This is a genomic window from Actinomyces oricola, assembly GCF_004104015.1.
In the GTDB taxonomy this organism is placed as follows: domain Bacteria; phylum Actinomycetota; class Actinomycetes; order Actinomycetales; family Actinomycetaceae; genus Actinomyces; species Actinomyces oricola.
This window is the reverse complement of sequence record NZ_RYFV01000002.1, coordinates 118,751-133,513: the sequence shown is the minus strand read 5'-3', so window position 1 is coordinate 133,513 and position 14,763 is coordinate 118,751. Positions and strand designations below refer to the sequence as shown.

Sequence of the window (14,763 nt, the reverse complement as noted above, 5' to 3'; positions counted from 1 at the left end):
GCCGCCGTCGGACTCAGAAAAGACGGGAGGCGGGATCGTCCATGCCCCGCATGGCATCGTAGTCGAGCACCACACAGCGGATGCCACGGTCCTCAGCCAGCACCCGGGCCTGCGGTTTAATGGATTGGGCGGCGAAGACCCCGCGCACGGGCGCCAGCACTGGGTCGCGGCCCAGCAGCTCAAGGTAGCGGGTGAGCTGCTCGACGCCGTCAATGCCGCCGACGCGCTTGACCTCAACGGCTACGGCACCGCCGTGGGGGTCCTTGGCCAGAAGGTCCACCGGCCCGATGGCGGTGGGGTATTCGCGGCGCACGAGCCGGTAACCGGGCCCCAGGACCTCGATCTGCTCGGCCAGGAGTTCCTGGAGGTGGGCCTCGACGCCGTCCTTGGTCAGTCCCGGGTCCACACCCAGATCCACGCTGGTGTCCACCAGGACCTCGTAGATGCGGATGACCAGGCGGTCTTCGGTCTTGGTGGCCCTGACCTCCCAGCAGGTCTTGACGCCGGTCTCCAGGTCCTCCGCGCTGGGGGCCGCCTCAGTGAGGCGGGCAGGCGGGCTCATCCAGTTCAGAGGCTTGTACGAGCCGCCGTCGGAGTGGACCAGTACCGAGCCGTCCGCCTTGACCACAATGAGGCGGGTGGCCCGAGGCAGGTGGGCGTCCAGGCGGCCGGAGTAGTCCACGGAGCAAGAGGCAATGACAACGCGCACCCGACCACCCTAGCCGGTGGCCCAGGAGCTGTCCGCGCACTCTTGACGAGCCGGCCCAGCGGCGGCGCGGGTGTGTCAGTATCCGCGTATGCCCGAATCGAGCTCAGAGAACGCGCACTCGTCGGAACCGGGCCCCGTCTCGGCCGATGCCCAATCCAACGCCGCCGGCGGCAACAGATCAACCGAGACCGACCGGCCGGACTCCGCGGTCGGCCGGTCGGGCACTGCAGCCGAGCACTCCGCCATCGAGCACGCCGCTGCCGCCCCCGCATCCTGGTGGCCGCCTCGGCGCAGTGGCCGCTACCTCACCGGCGCCGCCGGCCCGGGCCGCCTCCACGGCCTGGATGCGGCCCGGGGCTTGGCGCTGCTGGGGATGATGTCGGCCCATGTCGGCTGGAGCACTTGCGGCCTGACCACGCTCCCCGGACTGCTCAACCAGGCTCACGGCCGCTCGGCCATTCTCTTCGCCGTCATTGCCGGGTTCTCCCTGGGCATTATGTCTGGGCGCGCCACACCCCACACCGGAGAGCGCCTGGTGCGCACACGCCTGCGCCTGCTGGTGCGCTCAGCCCTGCTCCTGGTCCTGGGGGCGGTCCTGGTGAGCATGAACACGAACGTGGCAATTATTCTCGGTTTCTATGCCGCCTGGCTGGCCCTGGCCATCCCCTTCGTCAGTTGGTCGGCCAGGCGCCTATTCGTTCTGGCGACGGCAACCGCCGTCGTGGGCCCCCTCATTGTCCTCATGGCTCCCGCGGCGCTCCAGAGCGCGCGGCTGAGCGCCGACCCGTCTGTGCTCGACGGCAACTATGCGCCAACGAGCTTCTTCCTCACCGGCTTCTACCCCGGGGCCGTGTGGATGGCCTTCATCTTCCTGAGGCTTGGCCTGTCCAAGCTGGACCTGACCAGGGCGAGCGCTCTGGGGCGCCTGGCGGCAGTGGGAACCGCCTGCGCGCTGGTCGGCTACGGGGCCGCCTGGGGCCTGACCCATGTGCTGACCCCCAATGACCCTGACACTTTCCACCTGGTCTCCCCCTCCGACCCGGCCAGCTGCGTTAGCGGCGTCGATCCCGCCCCGTCCTCCTGGAAGGAAGGGGGCGCTTGGGACTTCACCGGCTCCAGCGTCGCGACACTCCGGGCATCGACTGAGTCCCCAGAACCTGCTCCCACCTCAACCGAATATCCTCTCCTGATCGACCCGGACATGCTGCTCAACGACCCCGGTTGGGTTAAGAAGACCCCTGTGGACCCCTGGGATGGCGTGGACCTGCACACTCTGGTGAGCGCCGCGCCGCATTCGAATACACCCCTGGAGGCCCTGGGATCCAGCGGGGTGGCCATGGCGGTCATTGGCGTGCTCCAGCTCATTGCCCGCCGCTGGCGGTGGGCAATAGCGCCGCTGGCGGCCCTGGGATCCATGTCATTGACGATCTACTGCGGGCACATTGCCGTCATCTGGGCTGCGGGCAATGTCATCGGCGTCATCGGCCCCGTTGCTGGCTTTGTTACCGGCTCCAACACCTTCCTGGGATGGCTGGCGCTGGGGTGCACCCTTTTCGCCATGGGCTGGTTCGTGCTCTTCGCCCGCGGACCCCTGGAGCACTTCGTGCACGTGGTCTCGCTGCGCGCCACCCGCGCCCCGGCCGCCGACCCGGACCAGGCGGGACGGCAGTAGCCCGGGGCGCTCCAGGTGCCGGCAAGAGCCCGTGGCGGCCAAGAGCGGTAGGCCGTCCCCCTCCCCAGCGGCCGAGGAGCGGGAGCCGGTACGAGTGATGGCCGAGAGCGGGAGGCCGTCCCCCCTCCATGATGAGACGGTTGCGCTGGCCATCTGGGCGATGGCGAGGGGTTAGAAAAGTGAGGACTGGGTGGGAGCGGCGGACTCCGCCCACGAGACCAGCGCCGAATGGGACTCCTCCAGCATGGCCAGCTCGAAGCTGGTCTCTCCAATCTGACAAGTCACCTCCATGACGCGCCCGCGCTCGCTGCGGCGGGTAGCTTGCCCGACCTCCAGGGCTATACGCGACCACACGTGCTTGGGCCAGGGGGACAGGGAGACCAGGCGGTACCACTGGAGGGAGTCACTGCCGAATTCCGCTACGCCACTGGTCCAGCGCGAACGCCCCGCCTCCCGTAGGGCGCACTCGAAGGAGCCCAGCCTGCCGGCCAGGACCCGCAGGCGCACCAGGAACACAATGCCCGCGGCCACCAGGACCAGGACGACGCCGAAAACGACAATCCACCACCCTGATCCCGGCATTAACTCACTCCTTCATGCTCCCGGCGGCACCCTGGGCGCCCACCTCGTCCCCAGCGAGGTCGACCGCCACGGTGACAACATCGTGGTCCACGGAGAAGAACCCGCCGTCGACGGGCACGGACACGCTCTGGCCCTCCGCGGGGACAATACGCACTGTACCGCGTCCCACGAGGGCCAGGATCGGCTGACGGCCCGGCAGGACGCCGATCTCGCCGTCAACCAGCGGCACGGAGACCTGCTGGGCCCGACCGGCCCAAGCCTGCCCGCCGTAGCGGGAGACGATCTCGACGCTCAGGTCGGCCACGGGACTCACTTCCCCGCCAGCTCGGCGGCGCGGCGCTCGAGGTCGTCAATGCCGCCAATGTTGTAGAAGGCCTGCTCGGGGGCGTGGTCGTACTGTCCGTCGCAGATCCGTTTAAAGGCCTCAACGGTCTCGGCCACGGGCACGGTGGAGCCGGGCACGCCGGTGAACTTCTCAGCCATGTACATGTTCTGGGACAGGAACTGCTCAATGCGGCGCGCCCGGTTGACAGTGACCTTGTCGTCCTCAGAAAGTTCATCAACACCCAGGATGGCGATAATGTCCTGGAGTTCCTTGTTCTTCTGCAGAATGGACTTCACGCGCGTGGCCACCTCATAGTGCTCCTTGCCCACGTACTGGGGGGCCAGCAGTCGAGAGGTGGAGGCCAACGGGTCCACCGCCGGGTAGATACCGCGCGCGGCCACCTCGCGGCTCAGCTCGGTGGTGGCGTCCAGGTGGGCGAAGGTGGTGGCCGGGGCGGGGTCGGTGTAGTCGTCGGCGGGCACGTAGATGGCCTGCAGGGAGGTGATGGAGTGCCCGCCAGCTGACGTAATGCGCTCCTGGAGAAGGCCCATTTCGTCGGCCAGGTTCGGCTGGTAGCCCACCGCGGAGGGCATGCGGCCCAGCAGGGTGGAGACCTCGGAGCCGGCCTGGGTGAAGCGGAAAATATTGTCAATGAACAGCAGCACGTCCTGGTTCTGGACGTCGCGGAAGTACTCGGCCATCGTCAGGGCGGACAGGGCCACCCGCAGGCGCGTGCCCGGGGGCTCGTCCATCTGGCCGAAGACCAGGGCGGTCTTGTCGAAGACCCCCGCCTCCTCCATCTCAACAATGAGGTCATTGCCCTCACGGGTGCGCTCACCAACACCGGCGAACACGGAGACGCCGTCGTGGTTGAGGGCCACGCGCTGAATCATCTCCTGAATGAGGACGGTCTTACCCACGCCGGCGCCCCCGAACAGGCCGATCTTGCCGCCCTGAACGTAGGGGGTGAGCAGGTCAATGACCTTAATGCCGGTCTCGAACATCTGCTCCTTGGACTCCAGCTGGTCGAAGGCCGGGGGTTGGCGGTGGATGGGCCAGCGCTCACCGACCTCCAGTTTCTCGCCCTGACGCAGGTTGAGCACATCGCCGGTGACATTGAAGACGTGGCCCTTGGTGACGTCACCAACCGGTACGGAGATGGGGGCGCCGGTGTCGTGGACCTGGGAGCCGCGGACCAGGCCGTCAGTGGGCTTCAGTGAGATGGTGCGCACAATGTTGTCCCCCAGGTGCTGGGCGACCTCCAGAGTGATCTCATGCGGCTCGGTGCCCTCACCCGTGGCCTGGATGGCAACCTTGAGGGCGTTGTACATCGCGGGGATCGCGTCCGGGGGGAACTCGACGTCGACGACGGCGCCAATGATCCGGGTGATGCGCCCCGTTCCCAGGATGGTGGTGTCAACCATGATGCGTTCTTCCGTGTCCGTTGTGGCGAAGCTGCGTGGTGGTGCCTAGCCGGCGCCCAGGGCGTCGGCCCCCGAGACGATCTCACTGATCTCCTGGGTAATGTCGCCCTGGCGTGCGGCGTTGGCCAGGCGGGTGTAGGTGGTGATGAGGTCCTCGGCATTGTCGGTGGCCGTGTGCATGGCCTGCTGGCGGCTGGCCAGCTCTGAGGCCGCGGACTGTAGCAGGGCGTTGCGGATTCGGCTGCGCACGTAGCGCGTGAGCAGCGAGTCCAGGACCGCCTCCGCGTCAGGCTCGAACTCGTAGAGGGGTTGGGACTCCCAAACCTTCGCAGCCTCCTCCTGCAGTGAGACGTAACGGTTCAGGTCAGTGGTCTCGCGCATGTCGACCACGGTCAGCGGCAGCATGCGGCGCACCTCGGGGACCTGGGAGACCATGGAGACGAAGCGGGTGAAAACAATGTGGACCTCGGCCACCCCCCCGGCCTCCGGCGGGCTCAGGAAGTACTCCAGCAGGACTGAGGCGATCTCCTCAATGGAGTGGTCGCTGGGGCGGTCGGACTCCCCCACCCAGGAGTACTCCACCGGCCGGTCCCGGAAGGCGAAGTAGTTGGCGGCGCGGCGCCCGAAGGTGAAGAGCACCGGCTCTCTGTCGTCCTCGACGAGTTGGGCCAGAAGCCGCTCGGATTCGCGCAGAATGGTCGCCGAGTAGGCGCCGGCCATGCCCCGGTCGGAGGTGACGACCACCACCGCGACCCGCTTGGTGTCCTTCCGCTCCCGAGTCACCGGATGGTCCAGGTGCCCGTAGGTGCCCACGGCGGCCACGGCCTGACTCAGGGCGTGGTCGTAGGGGCTCGCCTCATGCGCGTTGCGGCGCGCCTGCCCGATCCTGGCCGAGGCAATGAGCTCCATCGCCTTGAAGACCTTCTGGAGGGTCTGGGTGGAGCGGATCCGCTGCTTGTAAACGCGCTGGTTGCCTGCCACGTCAGCCCCTTGTCAGCACAATCTGCTCGGCTGTGCGCTCGGCCGGCGCCTCCTCCTGGGCGGCGGTGACCTCGCCGGTGAGGATCCGGCCGCCGGCCAGGTAGGTGGAGCGGAAGGACTCGACGGCGCTGCGCAGCTGGGCCTCGGTGTCCTCGCTGAGATGACCGGTCTCGCGGATGGTGGTGAGCACCTCCGTGTTGCGGCGCAGGTGATCCAGGAGGGCCGCCTCGAAGGGGAGGACGTCGGAGACCTCCAGGTCATCGAGGTAGCCGTTGGTGCCGGTCCACACGCTGGCGACCTGCTCCTCAACGGGGTAGGGCGTGTACTGGGGCTGCTTGAGCAGTTCCATGAGGCGCTCGCCGCGGGTGAGTTGAGCCCGGGTCGTGGCGTCCAGATCGGAGGCGAACATGGCGAAGGCCTGCATGCTCCGGTACTGGGCCAAAGTGAGCTTGAGAGTCCCGGCAACCTGTTTCATGGCCTTGACCTGGGCGGCACCACCCACGCGCGACACTGAGATGCCCACGTCGACGGCCGGGCGCTGGTCGGCGTTGAACAGATCGGACTGGAGGAAGATCTGGCCGTCGGTAATGGAAATGACATTGGTGGGGATGTACGCGGAGACGTCGTTGGCCTTGGTCTCAATAATCGGCAGGCCGGTCATAGAGCCGGCGCCCAGGGAATCCGAGAGCTTGGCGCAGCGCTCCAGCAGGCGCGAGTGCAGGTAGAAGACGTCGCCGGGGTAGGCCTCGCGGCCCGGCGGGCGGCGCAGGAGCAGGGAGACGGCGCGGTAGGCCTCGGCCTGCTTGGACAGGTCGTCGAAGACGATGAGCACGTGCTTGCCCGCGTACATCCAGTGCTGGCCCAGAGCGCTGCCGGTGTAGGGGGACAGGTACTTGAAGCCGGCCGGGTCGGAGGCGGGCGAAGCCACAATGGTGGTGTACTCCAGGGCGCCGCGCTCCTCCAGGGCGGCGCGCACCGCGGCAATGGTCGAGCCCTTCTGACCGGTGGCCACGTAGATGCAGCGCACCTGCTGCTTCGGGTCCCCGCTCTGCCAGGCGGCCTTCTGGTTGAGGATGGTGTCCAGGGCAATGGCCGTCTTGCCGGTCTGGCGGTCACCAATAATGAGTTGGCGCTGGCCGCGGCCCACCGGGATCATGGAGTCAATGGCCTTCAGACCGGTCTGGAGGGGTTCGTGGACGGACTTGCGGGCCATGACGCCGGGGGCCTGGAGCTCCAGGGCGCGGCGCCCCTCGGTGATAATCTCGCCCAGCCCGTCAATGGGGCGCCCCAGGGGGTCGACCACGCGCCCCAGGTAGCCGTCGCCCACGGGAACGGAAAGGACCTCACCGGTGCGGTGGACCACCTGCCCCTCGTCGACGCCGGTGAAATCGCCCAGAATGACCACGCCGATCTGGCGCTCGTCAAGGTTCATGGCCAGGCCGGCGGTGCCATCCTCGAAGGTGAGCAGCTCGTTGGCCATGACGCCGGGAAGGCCCTCGACGTGTGCGATGCCGTCGGCGGCGAAGATGACGTGGCCGACTTCCTCGGCGGCCACCTCGGCCGGCTTGTAGGACTCGACGAACGCGTTCAGGGCGGAGCGGATCTCCTCGGACCTGATGGTCAGTTCAGCCATCTGTCGTCTCCTTGGTGATGCGTGGTAGCGCGGGCGGTTGGTCTGTGGATGGTCGGTGTCAGCCGACCAGGGAGTCGCGCACCTGGGCGACGGCGGCGCGCACGGAGGAGTCAATGACCAGGTCGCGCACGCGGATGCGCATACCGCCAATGACAGCGGGGTCAACCTGGGTATTGAGTTCAATGTCGGTGCCGAGCCGCCGCTGGAGGATGATGCGCAGGCGCTCCTCCTGGGCCACGGTCATGGGCACGGCAGTCACGACGTCGGCAATGGTCCGGTTCTGCAGGGCGGCGGCGAGCTGGGTGACGCGCCGCAGGTTGTAGGGCACTCCTCCCAGGGCCCGGTGGCGCACGCACCAGACCACCAGGCTCATGGCGGCCGGTGAGATCACTGGGGAGAAGACCCGCCGGGCCAGGCGCACGCGGTCCTCGGTGCTGGTGCGCCGGGAGGGCTCCAGGGCGCGCCGCAACTCGGTGTTGTTGTGCAACTGCTGGGAGACGCCGAAGATCTCCTGTTCGACGACCTCAATGCGGCCGGCGGCGCGGGCGCCGGCAAGAATCGCCTGGACGCCCAGGTCGTGCAGGGCGGTCAGAAGGTTGACCGGCTGGGACCAGCGGCCCCGCACGCAAGCGCACAGCAACTCCACGATCCGCACATCGACACGACCACTGAAAAGGCGGGTGGCCAGGTCGGCCTTGTGCTCGGGGGTTCGACCGGGGTCCGTCAGGGGGCCGCTCAGGCGGTGCTTGGCGATCTGGTGGGCGAGGGCCAGAATCTGCTCGCCGAGCTCCTGGCCCTGGGCGCCGGCCTGTCTGAGGACCGGCTCCCAGGCCCGGGCCACGGCGGTGCGGGTCGCAGCCGTGCCGGTGTTCACCAGATCCCCTTGGTTGCGACGGCCGACTCCTGCCCCAGGACGTCATCGGGCGCGGTCTCCAGCTCATTCATAAAACGGTCAATGACACGAGAAGATAGATCAGTGTCCTTGAGCTGCTCACCAATGATCCGCTCGGCCAGGGTCGTCGCCAGGATCCCGACCTCTCCGCGCAAGGAGATCTGGGCGGCCCGCTTGTCGGCCTGAATCTGGCGCTGAGCGGCGTCAATGACCTTGCCGGCCTCCTCCTGGGCGGCACTGCGGGCCTGGTCAATAATCGCCTTGGCCTCGGCGTGGGCCTGGTCGCGGATGCGGGCCGCCTCCAAACGGGCGTCCTCCACAAGGCGCTCGGCACGGAGCTCGGCGTCCTTCTGGCTGCCCTTGGCCTCCTCAGCCAGGGCCAGGCCCTCCTCAATGCGCTGAGCCCGCTCGTCGAGGAGCTTGTAGATGCGCGGCAGGCCATACCTGCCGACCACCAGGACAATGAGCAGCACGATGAGGGCGGCCCAGAAGATCTCATAGGCCGGGGGCAGGATGAACTCCGTCCCACCGGCCTCCTGGGACTGCTCCACTGGGGCGGCAGCCAGCAGCAGGATCATGGGGGCCGTCATCAGTTCACGATCAGCGGCAGCACGAAGCCGATGAGGCCCAGGGCCTCGACCATGCCCGCGCCGATGATCATATTGGTGAACAGGCGGCCGCCCACCTCGGGCTGGCGGGAGGTGGCCTCCTGAGTCTTGCCAACAAGGATGCCAATGCCCAGGGCGGGCCCCAGAGTGGCAAGACCGTAACCGATGTATGCAACAGCGGCAGTTTCCATGTGGTGCTTCCTTCTGTGTTCCCGCCTCGGGGGCGGATGTTGGGTTGGACGGTAGGGATGGCTGGTGGGCGCGGCGGCCGGCTAGTGGGCCTCAATGGAGAGCTTGATGTAGACGCCGGACAGAATGGTGAAGATATACGCCTGCAGGAGGGCCACGAAGACTTCGAAAAGAGTCATGACGACCATGGCCGCACCGGTCAGGGCGCTCAGGGCGGAAGTGGTCTGAAGGTGGAGGAGAAGGCTGGTGGTGCCGAAGTAGGTCATGCCCAGCAGCAGGTGACCGGAGACCATATTGCACAGCAGACGCAAAGTGAGAGTCACTGGGCGCACAATGAAGGTCGACAGGAACTCAATCGGGGTGATGAGCAGATACATGGGCTTGGGCAGCCCCGGGGGGAAGAGCTGGGAGGCGAAGAAGCGTCCCAGGCCCTGCTCGCGGATGCCCGCGCCGACGAAGACCACGTAGGTGAGTGCTGCGAAGGTCAGGGGCACGGCCACCACTGAGGACGCGGCAATATTGATGCCGGGAACAATACCCGCGATGTTCATGGCGGCCACCGCCCAGAAGAGGGTGGCCAGGATCGGGGCGAAGCGCTTGCCATTCTTGGGGCCCAGGAGCTGGACGGCGACATTGCCGCGCACGAAGTCGGCCGCAAGCTCCAGGAGCGCCTGCCCCCGCCCGGGGACCAGGGTCAGCCGGCGCGTGCCCAGCACCACCAGCAGGCACAGGCCCAAGCCCATAATGACGCGGGCCAAAGTCAGGCGGTTGAACTCATAGAAGGTCCCTTCGCCGAATATGGCGTGGGGGAAGAAGTCCTCAACGCCGGGGCTGTGGGGGTGCTCGGTGAAGGCGGGCACGGCGGTGACTCCCATGACCGCCACGCACAGGGCGATCAGGACCCAGTACCAGCCGGGCTTGGTGGCCTTCTGGCGCGCGGCGGGGGTTGGCGCGCCCGTAGTGAGCGTGGACAGGGTGTCCTCCCGGGCTCTCGTGGTGGATCAGCACGCGTGCGCGACGTCTCGCCGTGCGCGGTGCGGTGTGGCACATGTTACCAGCCGGCCCGCCTAATTCAGGGCCGCTGGCCCACTCAGTCCAGTCGGCCGGCGGGCTCGTCGGGGACGGCACTGGGATCGTCGTCGGGGCCGGGGTCGACGGTCGGCACGCCGGCGCGGGCCAGCACCCAGGTCTCCAGCGCGGTGCCCACCACCACGGCGGCAATGAGGCCCGCTCCGATCAGGCGCGTATCCAGACCGGCCGCCCGCCCTCCCACCAGAGCCGCGGCCACAATGAGCAGACGCAGGAGGTAACCGCCTGCTACCCAACCCGCCGGGACCGCGGCGGAGCGCACCGCCCGTCCCAGCAGGAGCCAGATGGAGGTCAGCAGCGCCGTCGTCGCGCAGGCGCCCACGGCGGCGCTGGCCAACGGGGAGACCACCTGACCCAGCAGTGCCCAGGCCACCAGCGCGCCGGCCAGCAGCGCACCGGCCACGGTCAGTCGGCTGCGCAGGCCGCGCACCGCCGCCGACAGCCCCGGACGGGGGATCGGCGCCCGGCTCCTCGCCCCCTCGGGCCTGCGCCCCGGGCTCATCGGCGGCCCTTGGGGCGCACGTGTCGAGCCCCCAGTCGGCGCGCGAGCACGTGACGGAACCCGGGCATGAGGTCGGCGGTGACCAGCAGGGCGGCCACCAGGGCCGCAATGGCGCCAATGAGCACGTAGTGCAGCGGGAAGAAGGCCATGGCGGCCACCGGGATGGCCGCGGCGGCGGCCCAGGCGTACATGACCAGCACGGCACGGCGGTGAGAGTGCCCCGCGGCCAGGAGCCGGTGGTGCATGTGCATCCGGTCGGGATGAAAGGGGCTGTGCCCGGCGCGAGTGCGACGGACAATCGCCATGACCATGTCGGTCAGGGGCAGCAGCAGCACCGCCAGGGGCAGGAGGATCGGCAGGAACACCGGCACCGCAGTGCGACCGCCAATGGTCCCCGGGTCGATCTGCCCGGTGACGATAATGGTGCCGGCGGCCGAGATCAGGCCCAACTGCATGGAGCCGGAGTCCCCCATGAAGATGGTGGCCGGATTGAAGTTGTGGGGCAGGAAGCCCAGGCACACCCCGATGAGGGCCGCCACAATGGTGGCCGCCAGGGAGGTGTAGGACTCCGGGGAGGTGGCGCGGGTCAGGGCGTAGGTGTAGCCGAAGAAGGCAATGGACCCGATGCATATGATCCCGGCGGCCAACCCGTCCAGGCCGTCAACGAAGTTGACGGCGTTAATGGACACAATGACCACCAGGACGGTGGTGCCCAGAGAGAATCCCGCCGAGCCAATGGTCAGCCCTCCCACGGGGATGGTAATGAGCTGGACGCCCTGCCACGCCATAAGGCCGGCGGCCAGGATCTGGCCCGCGAGCTTGGTCACCCAGTCCAGTTCCCACAGGTCGTCCACCACGCCCAGCAGGCAGACCAGGCCGGCGCCCAAGACCACCGCCCAGGCGCTGGAGTCAATGACCATGGACAGGTAGGGGATCTGGGAGGCCACCGCCACGGCGGTGGCGAAGCCGACGAACATGGCCACCCCGCCCAGGCGTGGAATGGGGGTGGTGTGCACGTCGCGCCCCCGCACCGGGGTCAGGGCGTTGGAGACCAGGGCAATGTGACGCACCACGGGCACCGCCACGTAGGTGACTGCGGTGGCCACCACGAGGATGAGGAGATAGACCCTCACGCCCCCGCCTCCTTCGGTGCGCCACGGCCGACGGCGTCGGGTCCTGTCAGGGGCGGCGCCCCTAGGGCCGTCAGGATGGGATCGACGACGGCGGCGAGCCGGGCGTGGGGCAGGGCCCCCTGGCGCACCACCACGGGCGCCAGGGCGTGGTCGCCCGCTAGGTTGACGATCGTCGAGGGCACGGGTCCGGGTGTTGGCCCACCGTCCAGGACCAGAATGCCGGCGCCGTCCTCAAAGTCGTCAGGGCCGTCAGGGTCGCCCGGGTTCACGGCCCGGCCCCCGCGAGGGCGTCTCCCGGGGGTCGGCCGGCCCCCTAACGCAGTGGGGTCATCCCGGCTCCCCCGGACACTCCTGGGGAAGGCGGCCCGCCCGGAGGCGGCGTCGGTGGCGGGCGGCTGTCCGGTGGGGTTGGCGCTGGTGACTGCCATGGGGCCGGTGGCGCGCAGCAGGGCCAGGGTCAGCGGGTGGTTGGGCATGCGCAGGGCCACGGTGGCGCCGGTTTCCCCCAGGTCCCAGCCCAGTGAGGGGTCGGCGTCCAGAATGAGGGTGAGTGCGCCGGGCCAGAAGGCCCTAATCAGCGCTCGGGCGGTGGGGGGCACGCGAGCGGCTACGCCATCGAGTTGTTCCGGACCCGAGATCAGCACCGGTGGGGGCATGTGACGGCCCCGGCCCTTGACTTCCAGGAGGCGGGCGACGGCGGTGGCATTGCCGGCGGCGGCGCCAATGCCGTAGACGGTGTCGGTGGGGAGAACTACCAGGCCGCCGGCGTGCACATGGGCTATGGCCCGGATCAGCTCACAGTCCTCGGGCGCCTGGCACGGCGCGGCGTGCTGCTCACTCACGCCCCTCATCCTCCCATGGATCGCGCCCGGCGCGGTTCAGCTCGAAACCAGTGCGGCGCCCCGGGGGGTGCGGGCTCTCCGGATTGTCTTAGTCCACGGCTACGGCCAGCACCACCAGGGTGGTGCCTTCGGGTGCTGGTTCCTCAGCGACCACCACCGCCCGCGTAGCGCCGGTGCGGCCCGCGGGCACCAGGGCCAGGTCGGAGTAGCCGAAGGGGATCTCGGCATGGCGCAGCCGCACGAGGGGACGCCAGGAGGCGCCCTCGACGCTCAGGGACAGGCGGCCCTCCCGCCGGGCGGTGCTGTTCGCGGCGTGGCTGAGCAGTAGGCGCCCATCGGGCAGTGCGGCCAGGCCGGCATTGCAGCCGGGGTCGGGCAGGTCGTTCTGGCGGTGGGCGGCCGACCAGCTCTGGCCGCCGTCAATGGACCAGGCGCTCAGACGGGTGCCGGCGTAGGCGCCGTCGCGGGCGCTGGTCAGCAGGCGCCCGTCGGCCAGTTCGACGACGGCGTGCTCGTCGACGCCGCAGGTGGCCGCCCCACCGCTCAGGCTGGCGGCGCCGGTGGCCGCAGTCGTGGGCACGGCCTCCCCCAGGTGCCAGGAGGCCCCGGAATCCTCCGACAGCAGGCAGGCCGAGCGCAGGGGGCGGGCGCCGTCGGGCCCGGGCTCCAGGGCGGCGACCACCGGTTGGATGAGCCGGCCGGTGCGGCCCGGGTGGCGTAGAGCCAGGCCGTGCCCGGAAACGGTGAAGAGCACGGCGCCGTTCGGCCAGGCGGTGCTGGGCAGAGCGGTGTCGGTTATGTCGCGCCAGCACCAGGTGGCCCCGCAGTCGCGGGAGGTGGCGTGCAGAAGGCGCAGGGTGCCCGGCTCGGGGGCCTGTCCGGGGCGGGCCCGGCGGGCAGGGGGATGGGCCCCGAAGAGGCCGACGTCGCCGGCGGCCGTGGCCAGAAGGTGGACGACCGGGCGACGGTCGCCGGCGGGCGAGCCCGCAGTGGGGCCCAAGGCCCCGATGCGGTGGCCTTCCCGGTGAGGGCCCGGCGGCTCGGGCCCGCAGTGGGCCGGCTCGGGTCGGCAGGGGGCCACAATGAGTGAGGGATCAGAGATCCCTGTGATCCCGGGCAGATCCGGGTCCAGGCGCTGTGGCGGGCTCCAGGTGGCCCCACAGTCGCTGCTGGAGCGCAGCCACAGGGTGTTGGGGTTGGGCAGGTCGTCGGGCAGGGCGCCACCGGCGCGGCGCCAGGACTCGCCCACCGGCAGCGGGCGGCGGTCGTGGACCAGGAGCAGGGTGCCGTCGGGCAGGGCCGCGAACGCCGGCACGCGCAGGGAGGCGCCCGGGGAGGCCAGGCGGGCCAGCAGCCCGGCCTCCCCGGCGCCCGGACCAGGGCCCGGCGCGCACCTGGGCGGCACCGAGCGGCCGGGGCGGGGCTCCCCAGGGGCCGTGGGCCCGGTGCTCTCCCGGCGGGCGGCGCTCATACGACTCATACGATGTGCCGGGCGGCAGCCCAGCGGGTGAGCTCGTTGCGGTTGGACAGTTGGAGTTTGCGCAGCACCGCCGAGACGTGGGTCTCGACGGTCTTGACCGAGATGAAGAGTTCGGCGGCGCACTCCTTGTAGGTGTAGCCGCGGGCGATGAGCCGCATGACTTCGCGCTCACGGGCCGAAAGACGGTCGAGTTCGGAGTCGGCCACGGCCACCTCCCCGGCCTGGGCGCCGAAGGCGTCCAGGACGAAGCCGGCCAGGCGCGGGGAGAAGGCGGCGTCCCCAGCAGCTACCCGCCGCACGGCCAGCGCCAGGTCCTCGGTGGAGATGGCCTTGGTGACGTAGCCGCGCGCCCCGGCGCGAATGACGGCCACGACGTCCTCGCTGGCGTCCGAGATGCTTAAGGCCAGGAAGCGGGTAGCGGGTACGTCATGGCAGGCGGTGACCACCTCGGCGCCGCCCCCGCCGTTGCCGCCCGGTAGGTGGACGTCGAGCAGGACGACGTCGGGGACCAGGGCGTGGACGGCGGCAATGGCCCCCTCGACATCGTCAGCCTCGGCGACAACCTCCATGTCCGCGGCGTGGGCGGCCAGCTCGGTGCGCACCCCGGCGCGCACCAGGGCGTGGTCATCGACGACCAGGATGCGCAGGCCGGTGGCCGGGGAGGAGGGCGATGCGGGAGGGATCATGGGTTTCTCCTGGAGC

Annotated in this window: 16 protein-coding genes; 1 reads left to right on the top strand and 15 read right to left on the bottom strand. The window is 69.4% G+C overall.

The genetic code is table 11. The annotated features are described in order from the left end of the window. Nucleotides 1-13 precede the first annotated feature (13 nt). On the bottom strand, nucleotides 14-709 hold the full coding sequence (gene nucS, locus EUC46_RS02095; RefSeq protein ID WP_128772547.1) for an endonuclease NucS: 696 nt from the start codon (nucleotides 707-709) through the stop codon (nucleotides 14-16). A gap of 88 nt (nucleotides 710-797) precedes the next feature. Here nucS and EUC46_RS02090 point away from each other — a divergent pair, with 88 nt between their 5' ends. Then, nucleotides 798-2,381: a heparan-alpha-glucosaminide N-acetyltransferase domain-containing protein gene (locus tag EUC46_RS02090; protein WP_128772546.1), complete on the top strand. Its 1,584-nt coding sequence runs from the start codon at nucleotides 798-800 to the stop codon at nucleotides 2,379-2,381. 171 nt (nucleotides 2,382-2,552) lie between these two features. Here the strand turns inward: EUC46_RS02090 and EUC46_RS02085 are convergent, their stop codons facing one another. The 14 genes from EUC46_RS02085 to EUC46_RS02020 form a co-directional block, all read right to left on the bottom strand. Then, nucleotides 2,553-2,963: a DUF2550 family protein gene (locus tag EUC46_RS02085; RefSeq protein ID WP_128772545.1), complete on the bottom strand. Its 411-nt coding sequence runs from the start codon at nucleotides 2,961-2,963 to the stop codon at nucleotides 2,553-2,555. A 4-nt stretch (nucleotides 2,964-2,967) separates the two neighbouring features. Next, a complete protein-coding gene (locus tag EUC46_RS02080; RefSeq protein ID WP_128772544.1) occupies nucleotides 2,968-3,267 on the bottom strand; it encodes a F0F1 ATP synthase subunit delta/epsilon in 300 nt (99 codons plus the stop codon). 5 nt (nucleotides 3,268-3,272) lie between these two features. Then, nucleotides 3,273-4,712, bottom strand: a complete 1,440-nt coding sequence (gene atpD / locus EUC46_RS02075) for a F0F1 ATP synthase subunit beta (protein ID WP_128772543.1) — start codon at nucleotides 4,710-4,712, stop codon at nucleotides 3,273-3,275. 45 nt (nucleotides 4,713-4,757) lie between these two features. Next, complete coding sequence (locus tag EUC46_RS02070; protein ID WP_128772542.1) at nucleotides 4,758-5,693, bottom strand: F0F1 ATP synthase subunit gamma; 936 nt, start codon at nucleotides 5,691-5,693, stop codon at nucleotides 4,758-4,760. A 1-nt stretch (nucleotide 5,694) separates the two neighbouring features. Beyond that, the gene (gene atpA, locus EUC46_RS02065; RefSeq protein ID WP_128772541.1) at nucleotides 5,695-7,326 is read right to left on the bottom strand and encodes a F0F1 ATP synthase subunit alpha; all 1,632 of its coding nucleotides are present in this window, start codon (nucleotides 7,324-7,326) and stop codon (nucleotides 5,695-5,697) included. Nucleotides 7,327-7,384: 58 nt separating this feature from the next. Beyond that, complete coding sequence (atpH, locus tag EUC46_RS02060) at nucleotides 7,385-8,200, bottom strand: ATP synthase F1 subunit delta (protein WP_128772540.1); 816 nt, start codon at nucleotides 8,198-8,200, stop codon at nucleotides 7,385-7,387. Further along, nucleotides 8,197-8,808 carry a F0F1 ATP synthase subunit B gene (locus tag EUC46_RS02055; RefSeq protein WP_241655341.1) on the bottom strand — a complete coding sequence of 204 codons (612 nt, stop codon included), beginning with the start codon at nucleotides 8,806-8,808 and terminating at the stop codon, nucleotides 8,197-8,199. Before EUC46_RS02055 ends, atpH begins: the two co-directional genes overlap by 4 nt. Then, nucleotides 8,808-9,017, bottom strand: coding sequence for an ATP synthase F0 subunit C (atpE, locus tag EUC46_RS02050; RefSeq protein WP_128772539.1), 210 nt, complete (start codon nucleotides 9,015-9,017; stop codon nucleotides 8,808-8,810). Before atpE ends, EUC46_RS02055 begins: the two co-directional genes overlap by 1 nt. A gap of 81 nt (nucleotides 9,018-9,098) precedes the next feature. Continuing rightward, a complete protein-coding gene (atpB, locus tag EUC46_RS02045) occupies nucleotides 9,099-9,890 on the bottom strand; it encodes a F0F1 ATP synthase subunit A (RefSeq protein WP_128772538.1) in 792 nt (263 codons plus the stop codon). Between the two features lie 215 nt (nucleotides 9,891-10,105). Further along, nucleotides 10,106-10,606, bottom strand: a complete 501-nt coding sequence (locus tag EUC46_RS02040) for a pseudouridine synthase (protein WP_128772537.1) — start codon at nucleotides 10,604-10,606, stop codon at nucleotides 10,106-10,108. Then, nucleotides 10,603-11,739, bottom strand: a complete 1,137-nt coding sequence (locus EUC46_RS02035; protein ID WP_128772536.1) for an MraY family glycosyltransferase — start codon at nucleotides 11,737-11,739, stop codon at nucleotides 10,603-10,605. The genes EUC46_RS02040 and EUC46_RS02035 overlap by 4 nt, the downstream gene beginning before the upstream one ends. Beyond that, nucleotides 11,736-12,590: an L-threonylcarbamoyladenylate synthase gene (locus tag EUC46_RS02030; RefSeq protein WP_128772535.1), complete on the bottom strand. Its 855-nt coding sequence runs from the start codon at nucleotides 12,588-12,590 to the stop codon at nucleotides 11,736-11,738. The genes EUC46_RS02035 and EUC46_RS02030 overlap by 4 nt, the downstream gene beginning before the upstream one ends. A gap of 79 nt (nucleotides 12,591-12,669) precedes the next feature. Beyond that, the gene (locus EUC46_RS02025) at nucleotides 12,670-14,052 is read right to left on the bottom strand and encodes an exo-alpha-sialidase (protein WP_128772534.1); all 1,383 of its coding nucleotides are present in this window, start codon (nucleotides 14,050-14,052) and stop codon (nucleotides 12,670-12,672) included. 5 nt (nucleotides 14,053-14,057) lie between these two features. Next, complete coding sequence (locus EUC46_RS02020) at nucleotides 14,058-14,747, bottom strand: response regulator (protein WP_128772533.1); 690 nt, start codon at nucleotides 14,745-14,747, stop codon at nucleotides 14,058-14,060. Between the last annotated feature and the right edge of the window lie 16 nt (nucleotides 14,748-14,763).